The 12857-nt window shown below is 65.2% G+C and carries 15 protein-coding genes; 4 read left to right on the top strand and 11 right to left on the bottom strand.

Going from position 1 to position 12857, the window contains the following annotated elements:
- Positions 1 to 4: 4 nt before the first annotated feature.
- From BH683_RS28785 to BH683_RS27800, 5 genes are all read right to left on the bottom strand, one after another.
- A complete protein-coding gene (locus tag BH683_RS28785) occupies positions 5 to 157 on the bottom strand; it encodes a hypothetical protein (protein WP_168187134.1) in 153 nt (50 codons plus the stop codon).
- A gap of 91 nt (positions 158 to 248) precedes the next feature.
- Positions 249 to 1412 (bottom strand): type III PLP-dependent enzyme, encoded by a 1164-nt coding sequence (locus BH683_RS27815; RefSeq protein WP_084839512.1) that lies wholly within the window; start codon positions 1410 to 1412, stop codon positions 249 to 251.
- Entirely contained in the window at positions 1381 to 1908 is a 528-nt protein-coding gene (locus BH683_RS27810; protein ID WP_084839511.1) for a hypothetical protein, read from the bottom strand. The genes BH683_RS27815 and BH683_RS27810 overlap by 32 nt, the downstream gene beginning before the upstream one ends.
- Positions 1909 to 2007: 99 nt before the next feature.
- Positions 2008 to 2955: a bile acid:sodium symporter gene (locus BH683_RS27805; RefSeq protein ID WP_246833637.1), complete on the bottom strand. Its 948-nt coding sequence runs from the start codon at positions 2953 to 2955 to the stop codon at positions 2008 to 2010.
- 10 nt (positions 2956 to 2965) lie between these two features.
- Positions 2966 to 3856 carry a universal stress protein gene (locus BH683_RS27800; RefSeq protein ID WP_084839509.1) on the bottom strand — a complete coding sequence of 297 codons (891 nt, stop codon included), beginning with the start codon at positions 3854 to 3856 and terminating at the stop codon, positions 2966 to 2968.
- Between the two features lie 219 nt (positions 3857 to 4075).
- Here BH683_RS27800 and BH683_RS27795 point away from each other — a divergent pair, with 219 nt between their 5' ends.
- The 3 genes from BH683_RS27795 to BH683_RS27785 all read left to right on the top strand — a co-directional run bounded on the left by BH683_RS27795 (position 4076) and on the right by BH683_RS27785 (position 5542).
- The gene (locus tag BH683_RS27795; RefSeq protein ID WP_084839508.1) at positions 4076 to 4312 is read left to right on the top strand and encodes a DUF3263 domain-containing protein; all 237 of its coding nucleotides are present in this window, start codon (positions 4076 to 4078) and stop codon (positions 4310 to 4312) included.
- 46 nt (positions 4313 to 4358) lie between these two features.
- Positions 4359 to 4565, top strand: a complete 207-nt coding sequence (locus tag BH683_RS27790) for a hypothetical protein (RefSeq protein ID WP_143696147.1) — start codon at positions 4359 to 4361, stop codon at positions 4563 to 4565.
- A gap of 95 nt (positions 4566 to 4660) precedes the next feature.
- The gene (locus BH683_RS27785) at positions 4661 to 5542 is read left to right on the top strand and encodes a sulfurtransferase (RefSeq protein ID WP_084839506.1); all 882 of its coding nucleotides are present in this window, start codon (positions 4661 to 4663) and stop codon (positions 5540 to 5542) included.
- A gap of 20 nt (positions 5543 to 5562) precedes the next feature.
- Here the strand turns inward: BH683_RS27785 and BH683_RS28780 are convergent, their stop codons facing one another.
- A complete protein-coding gene (locus BH683_RS28780; RefSeq protein ID WP_168187144.1) occupies positions 5563 to 5712 on the bottom strand; it encodes a hypothetical protein in 150 nt (49 codons plus the stop codon).
- A 78-nt stretch (positions 5713 to 5790) separates the two neighbouring features.
- Positions 5791 to 6594 (bottom strand): M23 family metallopeptidase, encoded by an 804-nt coding sequence (locus BH683_RS27780; protein WP_348639239.1) that lies wholly within the window; start codon positions 6592 to 6594, stop codon positions 5791 to 5793.
- A gap of 272 nt (positions 6595 to 6866) precedes the next feature.
- On the opposite strand from BH683_RS27780, the gene BH683_RS27775 reads away from it, so the two are divergent.
- Entirely contained in the window at positions 6867 to 8111 is a 1245-nt protein-coding gene (locus tag BH683_RS27775) for an Ig-like domain-containing protein (RefSeq protein WP_246833636.1), read from the top strand.
- A gap of 77 nt (positions 8112 to 8188) precedes the next feature.
- Here the strand turns inward: BH683_RS27775 and BH683_RS27770 are convergent, their stop codons facing one another.
- Genes BH683_RS27770 through BH683_RS27755 form a run of 4 tightly spaced genes read right to left on the bottom strand, consistent with a single transcriptional unit; the run spans position 8189 to position 12684 of the window.
- Positions 8189 to 9778: a regulator gene (locus tag BH683_RS27770; protein ID WP_084839504.1), complete on the bottom strand. Its 1590-nt coding sequence runs from the start codon at positions 9776 to 9778 to the stop codon at positions 8189 to 8191.
- Positions 9779 to 9791: 13 nt separating this feature from the next.
- On the bottom strand, positions 9792 to 10517 hold the full coding sequence (locus tag BH683_RS27765) for a cysteine hydrolase (RefSeq protein WP_084839503.1): 726 nt from the start codon (positions 10515 to 10517) through the stop codon (positions 9792 to 9794).
- Positions 10514 to 11947 carry an allophanate hydrolase gene (locus tag BH683_RS27760; RefSeq protein WP_084839502.1) on the bottom strand — a complete coding sequence of 478 codons (1434 nt, stop codon included), beginning with the start codon at positions 11945 to 11947 and terminating at the stop codon, positions 10514 to 10516. The genes BH683_RS27765 and BH683_RS27760 overlap by 4 nt, the downstream gene beginning before the upstream one ends.
- A gap of 56 nt (positions 11948 to 12003) precedes the next feature.
- Entirely contained in the window at positions 12004 to 12684 is a 681-nt protein-coding gene (locus tag BH683_RS27755) for a GntR family transcriptional regulator (RefSeq protein ID WP_084839501.1), read from the bottom strand.
- Positions 12685 to 12857: the final 173 nt, after the last annotated feature.

The raw sequence follows: 12857 nt of genomic DNA, 5'->3' as shown, positions 1-12857 counted from the left end.
ACGGCTACTGCCCGTCGGTGGAACCCTCGGTTCCACCGAGCGCGTGGCCGCGGTTGATCTCATGGCCGTGTTCGCCGGCCTCGTAGACGGCCGACTGCTTGAGCAGTTCCTCGGTTTCGCCGATCGGTTCCGAGTCCTCGAATGGAAATGTCATCACGCCTCACAGTGTGTGTGTTTCTGCACTCCACCGTACGTCGCGGCACCGATACCCGCGCCAGGTTGAGGATCCGGGAACAGTTCGCGGCGGGTCAGACGACGACGACCGGTGTCGGGGTGATCCCATTGAATCCGCTGGCCGTGACCGTCGTGTACGCGCCCATCATCGGACTGACCACCACGTCGCCGACCCGGAGCACCGGCATCGGGTAGTCCCGAGCGATGACGTCCACGCTGTCGCAGGTGGGACCGGCAAGGACGACGGGTTCTGCGACGGTGGCCGACCCCGCGATCTCCGCCAAGGCCAGCAGCGGCGGATGGACATCTTCGGTCAGGACGTTGGAGTAGCTGCCGTACAAGCCGTCGTCGAGGTAATGCCACGTTGCCCCGTTCCTGATCGCAGTCCCCACCACACTGGTCAGCAGGGTGCCGCAGGCGGCCGCAATGAACCGTCCGGGTTCGGCGAGGATGCGCAGTCGGCGAGTCCTCGTCCCCAGGATCTCACGCACCACCGCACCCACCTCGGCGATCGACGGCATCGGATCGCGGTACGTCACCGGGAAACCCCCGCCGATGTCGAGTACCTGAACCCGTACGCCCACAGCAGCTTCGACCTGGTCGATGACGTCCGAGGTTGCCGCGAGCGCGGTCCGGAACGGCTTTATTGAAGCGCTTTGGCTGCCGACGTGAAAGCTGAAGCCGATGAACCGGACTCCGGTGGCGAGGACGTCCTTCACCAGCTGCTCTGCCTCCGAGACGTCGACACCGAACTTCACCGAAAGGTCGGACTTGGCACCGGGGTTGGCGAAGGCGAGTCGTACCAGGGTCTCGATGTCGGGTGGGCGGCCCCGAAACTTGTGGGCCTCGCCGGGATTGTCGACGACGAACCGGCGGATCCCCGCCTGGTAGGCGTGGTCGATGTCTCGCGGCTTCTTCACCGGATGGGTGTAGATGCACCTCGACATCGAAATACCCAGGGACCGAACGTGATCGACTTCGCCGGCGCTGGCGACGTCGAAAGACCCGCCGCAGGCGGCCACCGCATTGATCACGGCAGGGTGAGGCATGGACTTGATCGCGTAATGCAAGTCGACCTCCGGCAGGTGTGCCTGCAGGAGGCGATACTGCGTGGCGGCGCGGGCGGGGTCGAGTATCAGCAGCGGGGTGCCGTGCTGACGTAGCAGGTCGCCCCAGTGGTGTGTCGCGGCCACGTCGCGCAGTTCCTCACGCAACCGTGATCGAATCAATGGATCCATCGTGTGCCTCCTCGGGGACGGTCTGTTTCCTGGCTATGAGCGAACCGAATCGCTCGTAGCTGACGATGGTGCAGAGGTAGAAGATGATGTCGGCGAAAAACTTTGCGGCAATCCAGCCGGCCATGGTGCTGCCCAGCAGCAGTGGACCTACGTAGAAGGCGAACGGTCGGACGGCGAGCGAGTCCACCGCCTCTGCGGGCCCGAACTCGACCAGCAGACTACGCAGGGCGAGCAGCGCCGCGACCACTCCACGGAGCGGACCGCGGCGCCGCGAATCCGCGTGGTGATAGCACCGGGCGGCAGTACCGAAAGCGATGGCGTAGTAGCCGATGGACGCGCCGATCGTCCCGGCCACAGCAGCTGTGGCCAGAGACCCGGTGGTCCAATACACCAGACCGGCGCCACCGAATTCTCCTATCGTTCCGGCAATTTCACAGGGCAGGTACCGGCGGATCCATTCCTTGAGCTTCGCGCCGCGACTGGGCTTCGAGTCCATGTGAGAGACCCTGCCCGGCGCAGGGGTACCGGCACACGCGTAGCGCGCTACCTCAGTCCGGCGCCGCGAGGTCGGCGCGCGCGGGTAGAGCTCGCGTGCTCAGGTGACAAGGCGCGGAACGAGACGGACGTAGACGACCATGCCGATCACCTCGACCAGTGTCTGGGTGACCACGACGACCGCCGCGATCTCGAAACCGGCAGGCAGGGCCAACGCCAGCGGCAACACCACCAGCGAGTTGCGGGTGGCTCCGCTGAAGACGAGCGCTCGCCTGCCCCCGGTGTCGAGGCGGAAGGCAGCCGAAAGTGCGGCCCCGAGAGCCGCCATCACCACCAGAAATGCCACGTAAAAGGGCACGACGGACGCGACATCGGACAGGTTGCCGTCGAGCGCAGGCACCTGGGAGGCAACCACCACGAACAGCACCGCCGCCATCAGCGGGACCATGGTGGTGTTCACCGCCTCGGTGACGCGCGCGCCGGCAGATCTGCGCGTCGTCCACCATTGGGTGGCCCAGGCCAGCGCCAGTGGGATCACGATGAGAACCACGAACGCCACCGCGAAGGGCCGGAACTCGACGACGTCGGTCAGCTCGGATCCGAGGAAGAGCCACAGAAACAGTGGGAGCAGCGCCATCTGGGCAATCAGCAGCAGGGGGGTGGCCGCGATGAGACGGGTACTGCTGCCCCCGGCCAGTCCCGAGAACACGATGACGTAATCGACGCAGGGACAGAGCAATACCAGCAGCACGCCGACCTGCACGGCCTGCTGTGCAGGCAACATCGCGTACATCACCGCCACCACCAGGGGCACGAGGACGAAGTTGATCACCAGCAGGGCGGACAGGAACCTGGTGTCGCGCAGTGCCTCACCCAGGTCGGCGACCGGGACCTGGAGAAATGTGACGTATAACAGCGCTCCCAGAAGCGGATTGATCAGATGCTCGAGAATGGAGCCGAGATCGGTTGCCGCCCAGCCCACTGCACCGCCCGCCGCGATGGCGATCAGATAGATCGCGACCTGGTGTCGCTCGAGGCGGTCGACCACACCGGTCACCTCAGGGGGTCACCAGGACCGAGCACTCCGCGTGGTGGATCAGGCTCTGGCTGACAGAGCCGAGTATGGCTCCGGACAGTTTGCCGTGGCCCTTGCTGCCGACGACCACCAACTGGGCTTCTTTCGACAGCTCCTTGAGGCCCTTGGCCGGTCCGACGTCGGTGTAGACCTTGTGGACGTGCGCGCCGGGGAACTCTTTGCGCAGCGGCGCGACGATCTCGTTGAGCTTCTCTTCCTGCGTCGATTGCAGCAGGTGCAGGAGGTTCCAGTCGACAGGACCTTCGCCGTAACCGAGGCCGACGGCCGCTCCGGTCTCCCACATGTGTGCGACGGTCAGTGGCGCACCGAGAACCTCGGCGGTTGCGAACGCAGCACGAAGGGCGCGCAGCGAGTTGTCGGACTCGTCGACACCGACCACGACGGGTAGGGGCTTACCCGTCCGTGTCGCCGCGGTCTCTCGCCAGACCAGCACCGGGCACGTGGCCTGGTTGACGATCCGGATGACGTGACCGCCGAGGATGAGGTCACTTGCGGCGCTGGACCAGTGAGACCCGATCACGATCAGCCGGGCCGTGTCCGATGCCACCGCGAATGCCTTGGCGGCCGCCTCGTTGACAATTCGTCTGGTGACCCGCAACTCGGGGTGGGAGGCGCGGATCTCGGCTTCGGCAGCGTCGAGTTTCTTGTCGCCGTCGGTGGCGAGTTCATCGGCGAGGGCGTCCGGGCTGAACACCATCGCATTGGCGAAGTACCACTCGAGTCGCGGGATGGCATGCAGCAACTGCAAGGGTGAACCGCTCTTGGCGGCAAAGTCCGCGGCCCAGCGCGCCGCGCCGAGCGCGGCCTCTGATCCGTCGATACCCACGACCACCGCACCTGTGTCGGTACTCATCTCACGTCCTCGTTTCTGGCTGCCGGATCGTCAGTTCCCGGTCGATCGCCGGCGCTCGGTGCTCACCGAACTGGACATGACAGTACCGGTGGAGGGTTCCTGCTCCCGGCTCACATCACGTTAATCCGCAGTTCATCAGCCATTCATCCATTTGATCCCTTTGGTCGGAATACGCAGATCAAGGATGCGAAATTCTCTGGACAGCTGGATAATTGAGGTATGACCATCACAGGCAATGACCTACCGGCCGGGCATCTCGAAATTCTCGACTTCGCCCGGCGCTGGTATCCGTACGGCGGCGGGACCGCCGAAGACATCCTCGTCGAGTTCGGCATCGGCGAACGAGAGTACTTCCGTCGACTGAGCGACATCCTCGATGGCAACGAGGGGGCCGACGTCGATCGCTCGACCCTCGCGGCAATGAAACAGGTTGCCGCCGATCGCCTGGCGACTTGACCCGAAGCACGCGACGGCAGTGGTCGGCGGGATAGACTCCTGCGCCATGACCACGAGTAGGTGGGGCCAGGACTCGAATGAGGCGCAGGCGCAGTACTTTGCCGCGCAACTCGAAGAGTGGGCTACGCAGATCGAAGAAGAGATCACGACTTTCGCAGCTCCTGCAGAGACGCATGCCACGAAGCGAGTCGAGTTGTATGAGGTCCGCAGGCAGATCGATGCACTGCGCCGGCGGTTTCCCGCCGCCTTCTGACGTCGGGTCCTCGGTTCGGGGCGGGCCGCGCCTTCTGCCGGCCAGTACCGTGCACGTAGGGGGAATGTCCGATTCGAATCCTTACGGAAGGCCCCATGAGCAACAAGACAGTTCCCGCGATCGTCGACGTCGCGTGGTTGCAGTCCCATCTCGACGACGCTGATCTGGTGGTCGTGGACGCCACTACCCACCTACCGATCCCGAAGGACGGGCCATACGTCCCCGAGTCCGGGCAGGCGACCTATCAGGCCGAACACATCCCGGGCGCGGTCTTCGCGGAGCTGTTGACCGACTTCGCCGATCCCGGCAGCGAGCAGGCCTGGACAGTGCCGAGCTCGGAGCGATTCGCCGCGGCTGCGGGCGCCTTGGGTATCGGAGCGGGAGCGAAAGTGGTCGTCTACGACCAGTCGGCGGGCTTCTGGGCAACACGCTTCTGGTGGCACCTGCGGCTGGAGGGTTTCGACGACGTCGCCGTTCTCGACGGTGGCATCGCCGCGTGGAAGGCCGCGGGGCACCCTGTCACCGACGAGTCGTCGACCGCGACGCCCCGCGAGTTCGTTCCCGCACGCCGACCGGAACTGCTGCGTTCGACGGAAGAGGTCTTGGCCGCCCTTGACGACGAGTCGACCATACTGGTCAACGTCCTGGACGAGCCGACCTACCGCGGCGAAACCACCACCTACGCGCGTAACGGCCACATCCCGGGCAGCATCAACGTGCCGGTCGCGGGGGTACTCGACGCAGAAAAGGGCGGATTCAAACCCGTGGAGGAGTTGCGCACAGCCTTCGCGGCTGCGGGTCTACTCGACACCGACAAGACCATCGTCACCTACTGCGGTGGTGGGATCGCTGCAACCGGTGTCGCGCAGGCCCTTTCGTTGGTGGGTCGCGACGATGTCGCCATCTACGATGGTTCGATGACCGCGTGGGCTGCCGATCCGGAGCTGCCGCTGGTAACCGGCGATTCGCCGCGCTGATTGTGGCTGCCCCCGTACGTTCATTGCCCGTCGGTGGTGCCTTCTGAGCCACCGACGGCGTGATCACGCTCGTCGCCTGCACCTTCCTGGGCTGCCTCGTAGACGTCTTTCTCCTCGTCTTTTTCGGCAGTCTCGCCGATGGGCTCTTCGTTCTCATGCGGGAAGGTCATGGGTGCAGCGTGCCCCAACCGGGCCGGCACCAAACAGCGCCCCGACCATCAGGTCGGGGCGCTGCTTTGTCTGTCGGATCAGCCGACGCTCACACCGCGGTTGTTCAGCCACACCTGGGGGTCGATCTTGGCGCCGCTCTGGTCCCAGACCTCGTAGTGCAGGTGCGGTCCGGTCGACTGTCCCTCATTACCGACCGTGGCGATCTGCTGGCCGGCCTTGACCTGCTGGCCGGCCGTCACGAAGCTCTGGTCGACGTGCCCGAAGACGCCGATGGTGCCATCGTCTTGTTGCACCCGAACCCACTGCCCGAAGCCGCTCGCGGGCCCGGACTCCAAGACGGTTCCGTCGGTGACCGCGTAGACCGGAGTGCCGATCTCGTTGGCGATGTCCAGGCCGTAGTGGGTGGTGCCCCACCGCGCGCCGTAGCCCGACGTCATGGTGCCGGTGGTCGGGGACACCGCGGTGCGGCCGTCGGGTTGGGCCGACTGCGGGGGAAGCAGGTCCTGCACCAGGTCATCGAGCGGCGCGGGCAGCGTCAGGTCCGACGGGAGGGTCAGCTCCGGGGGCAGGGCCGGCAAGGGGGGAAGAGCAGGCAGCTCTGGCAACGCCGGGAACGCGGCGTTGACCGGTGCGGCCGGGGTGTCTGCGGAAGCCTGAGCGGCTCCACCCACCGACAGTCCGATCACTCCGGCGACCGCGGCCACAGCGCCTGCCTTCGCCGTGGTCGGGACCACGCCGGTACGTGGGGCGCGATGCTGCCCGCCGCCTCGACTTGCGGACGGCGTCTGCACCAGTACTCTGCGTTGAGCATCGCTCGGTTCCGCGATGGACTGCGTCAGGCAGATGCCACGCTCCCACGGAGCCATCTGGGCACGCGTCACACCGGGTCTGACCTGGCGGCTCGAGGACACAGGGGCCGCGGCGGGCGCCTGAAGGTACGGGGCGGGTGCAGTCAGGCGGTGTCGAGCCACAAATAGGTCCTTTGTCTCAGAGGCAACGTTTTGGTATCAGCGAGGACACGGAAAGGTTACTACGTGTCCTGTCGGCGCCGCAGGCGGGCCTGACGGAAACGGGCAAACCGGTCGGCGATCCGTAAACTGGTGAGCGTTGCTGATCGCGAGCGTCGTGGAAGTAGTGAAAGAGGAGCGTGCCCGTGTCCGAACGCCATCGGATCGTAGATGGTCATCTGAGTCGGCGGGGGCTACTCATCGCAGGCGGTGGTGTGCTGGCTGCAGCGCTGGCCGCGTGTACAAGCGGAGGGTCGACGACCCAGAAGTCCTCGACGCCGCCGCCGATACCCGAGGCGCAGCTGACGTTCGAGCCACCGACGGCAACCGTAGGTTTCGATCCGGTGGGCACGGTGCTGGTGAGCGTCGCCGAGGGCGAGCTCGTCGACGTGGTCATGACCAACGACGAGGGTCGAGTGATCCCCGGCGTCATGACCCCGGACAAGCTCGCCTGGAAGCCGGACACGGCCCTGGGTTACTCCAAGACCTACCAACTCGATGCGACCACTCGCGATGCGGCGGGCCGCACCCGCTCTGCGACGAGCACGTTCAGCACGGTGGAGCCCAACAACCTGACCATGCCCTCGTTTGTCACCACCGGCGGGGGAGCGATGACAGACGGTGCCACGTACGGCGTCGGGATGGTCACCGTGGTGCACTTCGACGAGCCCATCACCGACCGGGCAGCTGCGCAGAGAGCACTGTCGGTGGAGACGGAACCCGCCGTAGCAGGTCAGTGGAACTGGGTCGACGACCAGAACGTGCACTGGCGTCCGCAGGAGTACTTCCGGCCGGGGACCAAGGTGACCGCTCGTGCGATGGTGTACGCCATCGACCTCGGTAACGGCCTCTATGGTCAGGACGACGCGATGTGCTCGTTCACCATCGGTGATTCGCACGTCTCCATCGCCGACGACACCACCAAGCAGGTGAGCGTCTACGTCAACGATGAACTGGTGCGCACGATGCCCACGTCGATGGGTCGGGGCGGTACCGAGACGGTCAACGGCAAGACCATTCACTTCTGGACGCAATCGGGTACGTATACCGTTCTCGACAAGGCCAACCCCGTGATCATGGACTCGTCCACCTACGGTCTGCCGGTGAACTCGCGCCTCGGTTACCGCGAGACCATCAACTGGGCCACCCGGATCAGCAATGACGGTATCTACCTGCATCAGCTGGAAGACACCATCCCCCAGCAGGGCAACACCAACATGTCGTCCGGTTGTCTGAACCTGAACCCCGAGAATGCCAAGTGGTTCTACGACTTCGCCGTGACCGGCGACGTCGTCGAGGTCCGCAACACCGGCGGTCCTGCGCTCGAGTTGTGGCAGAACGGCGACTGGGGCGTGCCCTGGGAGACCTGGACCGCAGGCAGCGCACTCTGACGGATGCGCCGGCGACGAAACAGCAGTGCCCCGACCTGAACATGGCCGGGGCACCGCTATTCGTGGCGAGAGTGTGATTACTCCGCCATCACGTCCGAATCATCGTGCTCCACAGATTCTTTGCCCCCGGGGAGGAAGTAGTAGCCGAGGCAGACGATGCCGAAGAACAGGTAACCCAGGGCCACTTCGGGTGCCGCATTCCAGGCGACTTCCGGGGCATGGATGAGGCCGATGAACGAGAGCACCGCTCCGACGGCCGAGGCGATGGCCGCGTAGAGGAACTTTTTGTCGATGATGAAGGTGACCATCGTGCCCAAGACGAGTCCGACCAGGACCGCACCCTCACCGAACACCTTCAAACCCTCATAGACGACGCCCGCGCCGTTGAGCGACTCCATGCCGACATCGTTCGCCGTCGTACCGGCTGCCGAGAGCGCGTTGTCGATGAGTCCGTGGGCCCACTGCGCGAGGTTCGGCAAGATCGCCGCGACGACCGCGATGGCGTGGATCCGCGGCACTGCCTGGAAGGCCTGCGCACCGATGAGGAGACCGATGTACAGCAAGATCGGCACGATGGCCGGTACGGGCAGTATCGAATCGAGGACTCCGAAAAGACCCAGGAAGCACAGTAATCCGATGGCGACACCGCTGGCGAGCGAGTAACTCGCCCGACCGCCCGCGTCCTTCCAGCCCGGATGTCCGATATACACCGCAGGCGGGAACGGGGAGCCGAAGCCGGCACCGATGATCGCGCCGGCACCGTCGGCGAGCAGGACGCTGCGCAGGTTGTAGTTGTCACCGGCGGCCGCTGCGCTCTCCACGTTGCTCATGGCTTCGGTGAAGTTGTAGACGCCGAGGGGGATCGCGGTGCCGAGCAGGGGTGCGAGGTCTTTCAATCCGTCGAACAGCATGTCGAAGCGCTGATCGGGGACGCCGACCGCGATGTCGCCGATCGCATCGCCCACGGCGGGTGCGTCCATGAAACCGCCGGCCCAGCCGATGGCGGTACCGACGAGCAGAGCGGCCAATCCGACCGGGATGTTGCCCGGCAGGCGCACATTGGTGAAGAAGCCGATCAGGATGATGGCGAGTACGGGGAGGCCGATCCACGCGGCCTCGTACATCTGGGCGGCGGGACGCATCGAGATGAACGTGATCGAGATGCCTGCCAAGGTGCCGAGCATCGCTGCGCGCGGGGTGATCTTGCGGATGTACGGTCCGACGAAGGCGCCGATCATGACGATGATGCCGATCATGAACGCCCACGCGAGACCTGCCTGCCAGGCCGCGATCGCGTCATCGGTGTTCAGGTAGACCGGCAGCATCACCACGAACACGACGATGAACATGTGCGGGACGCTGGGGCCGTACGGCAACGCGGTGACGTCGGTGCGATTCTCCTTCTGGCCCAGGCGTCGGGCCAGCCAGGTGTAGTAGAGGTTGCCGAGGATCAGCGCGACGCCGAGCGCGGGTAGCACCGTCCCCAGCACGTCACCCGGCGAGACACTGATGACGCCGATCATCAGCCCGGTGAGGGTGAGGACGTTCACCAGGATGTTGAAACCCAGGCCGAAGAAGGCGTTGGTGTCGCCGCGGGTCCACCAGGGGATCTTCACGGGCTCGGCCGGTGTGGGCAGTGGGACTTTCTCGTTGACTTCGGTACTCATGGACGTGTTCCTGTCAGCTCTGGGAGGTGGGGGCGGAGACTGGCTTGGCGGATAGAGCGGCAATGGCGGGGATGACCGCCGCGGAATCGGCGACCCAGCCGAAGATTCCACCTTGCGCACTGATCATGTGGAGACCGATGCGCTGAAAGTCCGGGAAGTACGAACCGACACAGTCGGATACGACGAGGCACTCGTATCCGCGGTCGTTCGCCTCCCGGGTGGTGGTGTGCACGCACACCTCCGTCGTGACACCGGTGACCAGCAGTTGCGTGATGCCGGCCTCGGTGAGGATCTGTTGCAGGTCGGTGGCGTAGAACGCACCTTTGCCTGGTTTGTCGATCACGATCTCACCGTCGATCGGGGCGAGTTCGTCGATGATGTCGTGGCCGTATTCGCCGCGGATCAGGATGCGGCCGTATTCGCCAGGGTCGCCGATCCGCTTGGACGGTGCACCGCGCTTGAGTTTGGCAGGAGGACAGTCGGATAGGTCGGGTAAATGGCCCTCTCGGGTGTGGATCACCAGCATTCCGGCGGCCCGCGCGGCGGCGAGCAGGTCGGCGAGCGGTGGGACCACCTTGAGGAGCATGTTCACGTCGTTGCCGAGGCTCTCGCCGAAACCCCCGGGCAAGATGAAGTCGCGCTGCATGTCGATCGCGATCAGCGCAGTCTTGTCCGCGATCAGGGAAAACGGTCCCGGTGTCGCTTCGACGGACGTTGCCGCGATAGGGTTTTCGGTCATGAATGCTCCTCGGTGAGAGTTGTGGGTGCTGAATGTTTGTGCTGCGCACCGGCGGGCAGCGTGGAGGTGGTGCGGGGTTCATCGAGAAATCTCGCGGCAAGGGTCAGGACGGTGTCGTCGGAGAGTGCGGGCCCGAGAATCATCACGCTCAGCGGACGGCCGTCGGCAGCGTGGCCGACCGGAACGGCGATCCCGTTGAGGTCCAGGAGATTTCCGAAGTGCGTGTAGTGACCCAGCATCGTGTTGCAGTCGATGGGACGCGCAACGACCTCGTCGACGGTGAAGGTGGTACCGATCGTGGGGACCACCAGGACGTCCATGTGTTCCCAGAGGCGGGCCACCTCGGCTTTGAGGTCTTGGAGCTTCTGCTGTGCGGCAAAGGCATCGACAGCGGTGTACTTCTCGCCGCTGCGGAGGATGTCGCGGACCACAGGGAAGATCGAATCCGGCTTGGCGGCAAGGAAGTCGGCGAACTCGACGAGGCGTTCGGCAACCCACGGTCCCGAGTAGAGCAGGGCACCTGCGGCCAGGAACGGAGCCAACGGGGCATCGACGATGGCCTCGGTGCGGGAGATGCGGTCGCGGAATGCCAGATGCGCGGTCTGCATCTCGGCGTCCCCGAAGAAGTCGAGTTCATCGGGAGCGGGCAACCCCACCCTGATGGACCGGCCGTCGTGGCGGGGACCGCGGTCTCGAGACCAGGAGTCGCGGTCGTCGCGACCGATCACCACCTCGAGTACCCGGTCGGTGTCGTCGATCGAACCGGCCATCACGGTGATGCAGTCGAGGGACTTGCATGCCGGCACGAGGCCGACGGTGCTGATCAGGCCGCGGGATGGCTTGAAACCCACCACGCCGTTCAGTGCGGCCGGCACCCGGCCCGATCCCGCGGTGTCGGTGGCGACCGCGAAGGGCACCTGACCCAGGGCCACGGTCAACGCGGACCCGGAACTCGAACCGCCGGAGATCATGTCGTTGCCGTAGACACTGCGCGGCACCGTGTAGGGGGTGCGGGTCCCATTCAGTCCCGTCGCGAACTGATCGAGGTTGGTCTTACCGACGTAGAGGGCGCCGGCGTCGAGCAGTCGTTGCACCGCCGGTGCGGTGGCCGCGGGGATGTAGGCGTAGTCGGGGCACGACAGCGTGGTCGGCACCCCTGCCACATCGATACTGTCCTTGACCCCGAAGGGGACTCCGTAGAGCGGGAGCGTGCGGGCCCCGGGTCGTTGTTCGATGGCTTCGGCTGCGGCGAGGAGCTTTTCGCGCGGCACTGTCGACAGCCAGGTGCCGTCGTCACCTCTGGCGGCAATTGCGTCGGCCACGCGAGCCGCCGTCTTCGTCGGGGAGCCGCTGCCGCTCGCATGGGACTGGAGGATCTCCGCCACCGAGGGGCCGATCGAGGGCCCGGTTGCCGTTACATCGAAAGTCATAATGTCGATTGTCGACAGAATCGTGCCAACCGCGGAACGGCTGTGTGTCTTTTGTGTTAGCTGTTGCTCTCCAGGCCCAAATAGGCCAGTTGTCCGTGATTCTTCGCCGCAGCAACCGCGATTCGCGAATCGTTGGTTTCCAATGCTTCGAGAATTCGCTGGTGCCGGCGGATTCCGTCGCTCGGGTCATGGACTCGGGCTTCGTTGCGGAGATTGATCGCCATCGGCAGCTGCAGCTTGAGCAGGACGGGTTCCATCGCGATGTCGAGCTGGCGATTTCCGGCAAGTCCGACCACCGCCGCGTGGAAGCGCCGATGAGCGTCGTCCTTCTCGAGGTCGTCATCGCGCTCACTTGCGGCGCGCATGTCACCCAGCGCCTCGCGGACGGGATCGAGCGCGGTCTCCACGTCGGCAAGGGGTAGGGCCGATTCGATGGCGTGCCTTTCGAGGAGGTGCCGCAATTCGAACAGTTGCAGGATGTCCTGCGGAGACCATGCGGTGACGCGGGATCCGCGGCGCGGGAGATGTTCGACGAGACCCTGCTGGCCGAGGAGGCGAAGTGCCTCGCGCAACGGCGCCCTGCTGATACCGAGACTGCCGCAGAGTTGCTCTTCGACGATCTTGTCCCCGGGCTTCAGCGAACCCGAGAGGATGGCGTCACGGACGCGCCGGCCGGCGACATCCACCAGGCTGACCGGCAGTCCCTGCTCGTCGATCGTCCTTCGTGACACGGCCACAGCGAGTCTCGTCCTCTCTGCCGGACGCAACGCACGCCGGTCGGGATTTTGTCGACAATCCTAGACGGCTGCGTTCTCCGTCCGCAGTCCCCGGCCGACCTGCGAAATACTTACCTTCGACGTCATCGCCGCGAGGCGCCTGTGACCAGCACGATTGGTACACACCCAAGCAG

Source organism: Williamsia sp. 1138, from assembly GCF_002095435.2.
GTDB lineage: Bacteria > Actinomycetota > Actinomycetes > Mycobacteriales > Mycobacteriaceae > Williamsia.
Note: the sequence above shows the minus strand (reverse complement) of the source record. Positions and strands in the feature narration are given on the sequence as shown.

Coding starts and splice junctions, on each gene's coding strand:
- BH683_RS27815 (WP_084839512.1), bottom strand. CDS start 1,412: ATGGATCCATTGATTCGATCACGGTTGCGTGAGGAACTGCGCGACGTG.
- BH683_RS27810 (WP_084839511.1), bottom strand. CDS start 1,908: ATGGACTCGAAGCCCAGTCGCGGCGCGAAGCTCAAGGAATGGATCCGC.
- BH683_RS27770 (WP_084839504.1), bottom strand. CDS start 9,778: ATGAGTACCGAAGTCAACGAGAAAGTCCCACTGCCCACACCGGCCGAG.
- BH683_RS27785 (WP_084839506.1), top strand. CDS start 4,661: ATGAGCAACAAGACAGTTCCCGCGATCGTCGACGTCGCGTGGTTGCAG.
- BH683_RS27760 (WP_084839502.1), bottom strand. CDS start 11,947: ATGACTTTCGATGTAACGGCAACCGGGCCCTCGATCGGCCCCTCGGTG.
- BH683_RS27795 (WP_084839508.1), top strand. CDS start 4,076: ATGACCATCACAGGCAATGACCTACCGGCCGGGCATCTCGAAATTCTC.
- BH683_RS28780 (WP_168187144.1), bottom strand. CDS start 5,712: ATGACCTTCCCGCATGAGAACGAAGAGCCCATCGGCGAGACTGCCGAA.
- BH683_RS27800 (WP_084839509.1), bottom strand. CDS start 3,856: ATGAGTACCGACACAGGTGCGGTGGTCGTGGGTATCGACGGATCAGAG.
- BH683_RS27765 (WP_084839503.1), bottom strand. CDS start 10,517: ATGACCGAAAACCCTATCGCGGCAACGTCCGTCGAAGCGACACCGGGA.
- BH683_RS27790 (WP_143696147.1), top strand. CDS start 4,359: ATGACCACGAGTAGGTGGGGCCAGGACTCGAATGAGGCGCAGGCGCAG.